Consider the following 7069-nt stretch of genomic DNA (forward strand, 5'->3'; position numbering starts at 1 on the left):
GCGCGGGACCTCGCCCGCCGCGGCGACCTGCCGCTGCATCCGATCGACCTGTGGACGTACGCACACCTCGACCGGCTGCCACCGTTGCGGCCGTTGGCGGAAGACCTGGCCGTAGGACCTTCGTACGCGGCCGATGCCTTCGTGGAGATCGCTCGGCTCCGCCTGGACCTGGTGGTCGAGGACGTGCGAGAGCGGGGCCTTGGCGACGTACCTGCGTTGGTGGAGGGGCCACAGCTGTACCCGTCGATGGCTGGCGACGTACCGGCGGCAGTGTGGTTGCTCCCGGACCCTGAGCAGACCAGACGCGCCCGGCAGGAGCGGCCGGGTGGTCACGAGCAGTTGGAGGGGCTGCTGGCGCGGGACGCGCTGCTGGCGGATCGGGTACGACGAGAGGCCGCAGAGCTCGGACGTGTCGTCGTAGAGGTGCCGGCTGACCCGGACTGGGCTGTTATCGCCCAGAGCGTTGCGGAAGCGCTGGGGCCGCTCCCCCGGCTACAGGGCGGTGCAGAGCTCAGCAGGCAGCGGCAGTACGAGAACCTGGCGGCGTGCAGGCAGGGCCGTCTATGGCAGGCGGACCGGGGGCTGGCCGAGCTGCCGCCGTACCCGTTCGCCTGCGAGTGCGGCACGCCCGGCTGCGCCCGCACGTGGGCGGGGACTCCCGACGAATATGACGTACGGCGCGGCGAGGGGTGGCTGACGACTCATCCAGCGTGCTAGGGTTTTGGATTGTTGCAGTTGCAGTTCCACGTTCGTGTCGAAGCGCCCGCGGATTTGTGATCCGCCGGGCGTTTTGTCGTATCAGGAGAAAATCATGGCTTTGGGAACAGTGAAGTGGTTCAACGGCGAGAAGGGCTTCGGCTTCATCTCCCAGGAGGACGGCGGCGCCGACGTGTTCGTGCACTACTCGGCGATCCAGACCCAGGGCTTCCGCTCCCTGGACGAGAACCAGCGGGTCGAGTTCGAGATCGCCCAGGGCCCGAAGGGCCTGCAGGCGGAGAACGTTCGCCCCGTCTGACCTCGGCCGTCCTTCCAGACGGGTTGTTTTGACGGCAGGCCCGGCTCAGGCCGGGTCTGCCGTGCTCCACAGGTACTCGCCGTCCTCCAGTACGTCGGTGCGCGCGAGACCGATCGCGGCCGCCACAGCGGCCGACGCGGTGTGTTCCGGATGCACGTGCGCGATGATCCGGTGCGCAGTTCCGCCCCGCAGCCAGGTGACCAGTCCCAGTGCTGCTTCTTTCGCGAATCCACGGCCCTGCCAGGCGGTGCCGATCACCCAGGCAATTTCCGCCGTACTTCCGGTGACGGTTGCCTGAACAAATCCGATCAGGTTGTCGTCGTACCGGACGACCCAGTTCAGCCATTGTTCGTCCTCGCGGTCCGGACCGGCCAGCTGCCGGCGGTACCGCGTCTCGAGCGCCTCCACGGTCGGCGGCTCCCCGCCGGTGAACGTGTAGAGGCCCGGGTCGGACAGCACCTCGGCCATCGGTACGGCGTACTCGACGCGCAGCGGCAGCAGCGTGAGGCGCTCAGTGGTGATCATCGCGCAACGGTAAACCTCGTAATACTGGTCTGCATGATCGAGATCGATTGGGCGGGCGAGGCCGGGCGGCTGCGGGCGTCCGCGGAGGGTGAGACCGACTGGAACGCGGCGGTGGCGGGCACGCTCGTACGCGACGGCGACCAGGTGCTCGCGGACGTCGGCTGCGGTGGCGGCGGGATGGCGAAGGCGCTCGCCGAGGCGCGGCCGGGTACGACGGTGGTGGCGATCGACGCGGATCCTGACGTACTCGAGCAGGCACGCGAGCACACGGCCGGGCTGGTGCGGTGCGAACTCGCGTCGATGGACGACGGCGCGGAACCGTTGCGGCAGGCAATCGGTGCACCGGCGGACCTCATCTGGGCGTCCGCCTCGGTGCACCACGCCGCCGATCAGCAGGCGGCCGTGGACGCTTTGGCCTCACTGCTCTCACCCGGCGGACGGCTGGCGCTCGCCGAAGGTGGACTGCCGGCGCGGCACCTGCCGTGGGACCTCGGTCTCGGCGAACCCGGCCTGGAACTGCGGCTGGACCTGGCCCAGGACCGGTGGTTCAAGGTGATGCGAGACTCGCTGCCCGGATCCGTACCGATGCCGTACGGGTGGACCGAGGCGCTGACCCGGGCCGGACTCGTCGACGTGACCACGCGGAGCGTACTGAGCGAGACGCCCGCGCCGCTGCCTCGCGGGCGGCTGGACGGTGTCGTGAATGCGTTCCGGACACGGATCGAGCGGCTGACCGGCGGCGGGCACGGTCACGGTCACGGTCACGTTGTGCCTGATGCAGAGTGGCTCAGTCCGGAAGATGTCGGCGCCTGGCGGCAGTTGCTGGACCCCGAGGGGCCGTATTTCCTCGGACGTCGCACCGACCTCGCCGTACTGTCCGTCCGGAGCGTCCACATCGGGCACGCGCCGCGCTGACCGGGTACGCAGTCGCCGTACTGCCGGGCCCTCGCCGTAAGGTGGGTGCCCATGAACGACCGGCTGGTGTGGATCGACTGTGAGATGACCGGCCTCGATCTGGTGAACGACGCCCTGATCGAGGTCGCGGTGCTGGTCACCGACTACGAACTCAACGTGCTCGGTGACGGGATCGACCTGGTGATCGCGCCACCCCCCGGCGCGCTCGAGCAGATGGGTGACTTCGTCCGCGACATGCACACCGCCTCCGGCCTGCTCGACGAACTCGCCGGCGGCATCCCGCTGATCGAGGCCGAGCAGCAGGTCCTCGACTTCATCACGTCGTACGTCAAGGAACCCCGCAAGGCCGCCCTCGCCGGCAACTCGGTCGGCACCGACCGCACCTTCCTGGTCCGCGACATGCCGCGCGTCGAGTCCCACCTGCACTACCGCAATGTCGACGTCAGCTCGATCAAGGAACTCGTCCGCCGGTGGTACCCGCGGGTCTACTACGCGACGCCCACCAAGAACGGCAACCACCGCGCGCTCGCCGACATCACCGAAAGTATCAGCGAACTGCGGTACTACCGGGAGACCGTGTTCGTCCCCCAGCCCGGGCCCGACTCCAGCACCGCACGCGCCGCCGCCAACCTCGTCAGCGCACCCACCGAGGACAGCCCAACCGGCTCCTGACCTGCGGATCCACCCTCGATTTCAGGTCCTGCCACTTCGTCGCTATGATTGCTCAGCCGTCGCAGTTCGGACGGCAATGGTGGGTGTAGCTCAGCTGGTAGAGCACCTGGTTGTGGTCCAGGTGGTCGCGGGTTCAAGTCCCGTCACTCACCCGATGGCCGGCCGTGCCTGCGGAGAGCGCAGGCTTGGTCGGCTTCGTCATTTTGTGCGGCTGCGCTTCGCTTGCCGCAAGCGGGGGCTCCGCCACCCGCACCCCTTTGCGCTTCGCTTCGCTCGGCTGCTGTGGCTGGCATTGGCGGTTGTCTCACCGCCCGGGCTGGGCTTCCCGCACCCCTTTGCGCTTCCCTTCGCTCGGCTGCCGTGGCTGGCATTGGCGGTCACCTCACCGCCCGGGCTGGGCTTCACCCTTCTCCCACGCCTTTACCTTCGCTTCGCTCGGCTGCTGTGGCTGGCTTTGGCGGTCACCTCACCGCCCGGGCTGGGCTCCACCCCTCCCTCACCACCTGGGCTGGGCTTCGCCCTTCCCTCACGCCTTGCGCTTCGCTTCGCTCGGCTGGTGTGGCTGGGTTGGTGGTTGTCTCACCGCCTGGGTTGGGCTTCGCCCTTCTCCCAGCGTTTGGGGTTGGGTGCGTGCGAGGATGCTCTGGTGAAGCTCAGTGGGAGTGCCTGGTTCGGGTACGGCTTGGTGGTTGTGGTGACGTTTGTGGTGGGGGTTTTGGCGTTTGCTGTGTGGGTTCTTTCGCTGGTGTTCTGAGGCTCGTGTGACCTGACGTGCTCGTGGATGCGTCTTCTTGTGCAGAGGCATCTTCTGGAGGTGTGGATGGGTACGGGCGAGGACTTTGAGGAGTTCGCGCGGGTGCAGATACCGCGGTTGTATCGGACTGCCTGGTTGTTGTGCGGGGATCGGCATCATGCCGAGGACCTGGTGCAGGAGACGCTGGCGAAGATGATGCGGGGCTGGGGGCGGATCGACGCGCCGGGGGCGTATGCGCGGACCGCGTTGGTGCGGACGTATGTCTCGCAGCGGCGGCGTAAGAGTTGGGGTGAGCGACCTACAGAGGACTTGCCCGAGGTAGTGGAGCGGGCTGGGGATCCGGAGTTGCGGATCGCTCTGCAGAGCGCGTTGGGGGAGCTTGCGCCGTTGGATCGGGCGGTGCTGGTGCTGCGGTTCTTCGAAGATCGCAGCGTCGAGCAGGTGGCGCTCGATCTAGGCAAGAAGACCAGTGCGATCACTACACGCACCGCCCGAGCCCTGGAGCGCCTGCGGGCGGTTCTTGGCGACGGTGCCGACCAGCTGATCGCCCTCTGACCTCAGGAGAACCCCATGAACAACCTCACCGACCTGATGCAGCGGGCCACCGAGAACCTCGAGCCCGTCACCACCGACCTGCTGGAACGTACGGTCGTGCAGGGCACCCGTTTGCGCCGTCGTCGTACGATGCTCCTCGCCGCGGGCGGCACCGGCGCCGTACTGGCCACCGCCGGCCTGATCGCGGGCGGGATCCATGTGCTCAACTCGCCCGCCGACGCCGCAGCAGCCGGTACGCCGATCCCGGCCGTCAAGCCGTCGGCGTCCGTGTCGAGCAAGCCGTCCGTGGCGCCTTCGGTCAAGCCGACGCCATCGACGACGAACGCGGCGCTGAACGCGCAGACGCTGGCCACACTGAAGTCGCTCATCTCCAAGCCCGGCCGGACGCTGTCCTCGCCCACGACCTGGGGAGACCACGGCTTCACCGCCGCGTCGTACGTCGTCGACGACGGCCACGGCGCCTCGCTCGTCGAGGTGATGGTCTCCGGCGGCGGCGAGCAGAACCCGTGCGTCCCGGCCCGCAGCGGCTGCAAGACCCTGCCGAACGGCGCGGTCCTGTACACCTCGAAGGAGGAGCCCGAATACACCGACGGCCGGCAGGCGCAGTACGGCGTGGTCGGCAACTACGTCACGCTGTTCGGCCGCGACGGCCGCAGCATCAACCTGATCAGCTACAACGGCCCGGCAGAGAAGGGTGCGAAGCACACCCGCCCCAAGCCGCTGCTGTCGGTCTCCGGCCTGACCGAGCTGGCCAAGAGCAACGCCTGGAAGCTCCCGCCGGTTTTCAAGACCGGTAAGTAGCCGAGCCGGCCCGGCGCTCAGGTGGGCGCCGGGTCCTACTTCGCCGCGAGCACGCCGTGCGTGACGAGTTCGACGCCGATGGCCAGGGTGAGGAAGCCGATGATCCGGCTCAGCGCGCCGAGGCCGGTCGGGCCGAGCTTGTCCACGAGCGGCGTACCGAACCGGAGCAGTACGGCCACCAGCGCGGCGATCACGACGACTCCGACGATCACCCCGAGCCGGTTGGTGATGCCGGGATGCCGTGCGGTCAGCGCGATCACGACGCCGATCGCGCCGGGGCCGGCGACCAGCGGCAGCGCCATCGGCGAGAACGACACGTCCGGCTTCGCCACGCCGTGGGTCTTCTCGTCGTCGGTCAGCGTCTGCCGGGACACGATCATCCCGAAGCCGGAGTGCCCGACCACCAGGCCGCCCGCGATCTGCAGCGCCGGCAGGCCGATCCCCAGGCCCTGCAGCACCAGCGTGCCGAGCAGCGCGAACACCGTCAGGATGCCGAGCACGTAGACGCCCGTCATCACCGCCTGGCGGCGCATCGCGGCGCGGTCGACGCCTTCCGTCAGGCCTGCGAAGGTGGCCAGCGCACCGACCGGGTTGGTGATCGGCAACAATGCTGCCAAAGCCGAAATCGCCACGTGTACGGGCTCCACGGTCGGGAAGCGTACACCTCGGGAAGGACAGCTCGCCGTGCGACATGAAGTGACCTCCGCAGACACAGCGCTCGCCGTCGGCAGCGGGGACGTTGAGGTACTCGCCACGCCGCGGCTGATCACCTGGCTCGAGTACGCGGCCATCGAGCGCACCCAGCCGCTGCTGGCCGCCGGCCAGACCTCCGTCGGTACGTCGGTCCGCATCCGCCACCGGCTGCCGACCCGCGTCGGTGACACCGTCGACGTCACGTCGGACGCCCCTGAGGTCGACGGCAACCACCTGCAGTTCCAGGTCCGCGCCACCAACTCCGCAGGTCAGGTGATCGCGGACGGCGAGCACGTCCGGGTGATCGTCGACCGCGAACAGTTCCTCGCGAACGTGCCCTAGGACTGCGGCTCGACGTACCAGCGGGGCAGTTCGCCCGGCTGCAGGCTGGTGGCGTCGCCCGGCCGGGACAGCGTCAGGATCGCCTGCTGGATCTCCGGGCGGGCGTTCAGCGCGTCCTCGATCGCGTACAGCCGGGCCGCGACCTCGGACTCGACGTCGTTGCCGGTGACATCGACCGCGGCGACCAGGAAGATCCGGTCCGCGCCGACCCACTCCATGTGCAGGAAGGTGACGCGCTCGATGTCCCGGTGCGCGAGCAGCGCCCGGAGCGCCCGGTTCCGCGCCAGCGGGGTCACCGCCTCTCCGGTCAGGAAGTCCATGTTCCGGCTGATCAGGAACAGCGCCACCACCCCGAGCAGTACGCCGACCACGATCGACCCCACCGCGTCCCACGCCGCGTTGCCGGTCAGCTGGTGCATGAGGATCGCGAGCGCCGCGATCAGGATGCCGATCAACGCCGACAGGTCCTCGACGAACACGGCCCGCAGTACCGGGTTGGACGTGATCCGGACGTACCGCCACGGCCGCAGCATCCGCGCCAGCGCGCCGGCCTTGGTCTGGCGCATCGCCTGCGTGAACGAGACTCCTTCCAGCACGAACGAGACCCCGAGCACGGCGTACGCCCAGCCGTACGACGTGGCCTCGGCCTCCCCGTGCAGCGACTGGATGCCGTGCCACACCGACACCGCCGCACCGACCGTGAACAGGCCGAACGCCGCGAACATCGACCAGATGTACCCGACCCGGCCGTAGCCGAGCGGATGCGTCCGGTCGGCCGGCTTCCGCGCCCGGCGCTC

Annotated in this window: 10 protein-coding genes and 1 tRNA gene; 8 read left to right on the forward strand and 3 right to left on the reverse strand. The window is 68.9% G+C overall.

What is annotated here, in order from left to right; translation table 11 throughout:
- Together VFF46_RS09035 and VFF46_RS09040 are read left to right on the forward strand one after the other, a co-directional pair.
- A partial coding sequence (locus VFF46_RS09035) for a hypothetical protein (protein WP_325036591.1) occupies window positions 1-717 on the forward strand: 717 nt, incomplete at its 5' end.
- Window positions 718-811: 94 nt separating this feature from the next.
- Window positions 812-1015 (forward strand): cold-shock protein, encoded by a 204-nt coding sequence (locus VFF46_RS09040; RefSeq protein ID WP_130381366.1) that lies wholly within the window; start codon window positions 812-814, stop codon window positions 1013-1015.
- Window positions 1016-1060: 45 nt separating this feature from the next.
- On the opposite strand, the gene VFF46_RS09045 is transcribed toward VFF46_RS09040, so the two are convergent.
- A complete protein-coding gene (locus VFF46_RS09045) occupies window positions 1061-1540 on the reverse strand; it encodes a GNAT family N-acetyltransferase (protein ID WP_325036592.1) in 480 nt (159 codons plus the stop codon).
- Between the two features lie 33 nt (window positions 1541-1573).
- Here VFF46_RS09045 and VFF46_RS09050 point away from each other — a divergent pair, with 33 nt between their 5' ends.
- From VFF46_RS09050 to VFF46_RS09070, 5 genes are all read left to right on the forward strand, one after another.
- Window positions 1574-2455: a class I SAM-dependent methyltransferase gene (locus tag VFF46_RS09050; protein ID WP_325036593.1), complete on the forward strand. Its 882-nt coding sequence runs from the start codon at window positions 1574-1576 to the stop codon at window positions 2453-2455.
- Window positions 2456-2506: 51 nt separating this feature from the next.
- Entirely contained in the window at window positions 2507-3127 is a 621-nt protein-coding gene (gene orn / locus VFF46_RS09055; protein WP_325036594.1) for an oligoribonuclease, read from the forward strand.
- Between the two features lie 79 nt (window positions 3128-3206).
- Window positions 3207-3279: transfer RNA gene (locus VFF46_RS09060), tRNA-His, on the forward strand.
- A gap of 668 nt (window positions 3280-3947) precedes the next feature.
- Complete coding sequence (locus tag VFF46_RS09065) at window positions 3948-4436, forward strand: SigE family RNA polymerase sigma factor (protein WP_325036595.1); 489 nt, start codon at window positions 3948-3950, stop codon at window positions 4434-4436.
- 15 nt (window positions 4437-4451) lie between these two features.
- Window positions 4452-5237, forward strand: a complete 786-nt coding sequence (locus tag VFF46_RS09070; protein ID WP_325036596.1) for a hypothetical protein — start codon at window positions 4452-4454, stop codon at window positions 5235-5237.
- 35 nt (window positions 5238-5272) lie between these two features.
- On the opposite strand, the gene VFF46_RS09075 is transcribed toward VFF46_RS09070, so the two are convergent.
- On the reverse strand, window positions 5273-5884 hold the full coding sequence (locus VFF46_RS09075) for a MarC family protein (RefSeq protein ID WP_325036597.1): 612 nt from the start codon (window positions 5882-5884) through the stop codon (window positions 5273-5275).
- 37 nt (window positions 5885-5921) lie between these two features.
- Between VFF46_RS09075 and VFF46_RS09080 the strand changes: the two genes are divergently transcribed.
- Complete coding sequence (locus tag VFF46_RS09080; protein WP_325036598.1) at window positions 5922-6272, forward strand: thioesterase family protein; 351 nt, start codon at window positions 5922-5924, stop codon at window positions 6270-6272.
- Here the strand turns inward: VFF46_RS09080 and VFF46_RS09085 are convergent.
- On the reverse strand, window positions 6269-7069 hold an 801-nt coding region (locus tag VFF46_RS09085), incomplete at its 5' end, for a cation diffusion facilitator family transporter (RefSeq protein WP_325036599.1). The genes VFF46_RS09080 and VFF46_RS09085 overlap by 4 nt on opposite strands.

The organism is Kribbella sp., from assembly GCF_035655035.1.
GTDB lineage: Bacteria > Actinomycetota > Actinomycetes > Propionibacteriales > Kribbellaceae > Kribbella.

Bases quoted from the DNA above. Each gene is read 5' to 3' on its own strand.
- VFF46_RS09050 (WP_325036593.1), top strand. From the start codon at position 1,574: ATGATCGAGATCGATTGGGCGGGCGAGGCCGGGCGGCTGCGGGCGTCC.
- VFF46_RS09070 (WP_325036596.1), top strand. From the start codon at position 4,452: ATGAACAACCTCACCGACCTGATGCAGCGGGCCACCGAGAACCTCGAG.
- VFF46_RS09040 (WP_130381366.1), top strand. From the start codon at position 812: ATGGCTTTGGGAACAGTGAAGTGGTTCAACGGCGAGAAGGGCTTCGGC.
- orn (WP_325036594.1), top strand. From the start codon at position 2,507: ATGAACGACCGGCTGGTGTGGATCGACTGTGAGATGACCGGCCTCGAT.
- VFF46_RS09065 (WP_325036595.1), top strand. From the start codon at position 3,948: ATGGGTACGGGCGAGGACTTTGAGGAGTTCGCGCGGGTGCAGATACCG.
- VFF46_RS09045 (WP_325036592.1), bottom strand. From the start codon at position 1,540: ATGATCACCACTGAGCGCCTCACGCTGCTGCCGCTGCGCGTCGAGTAC.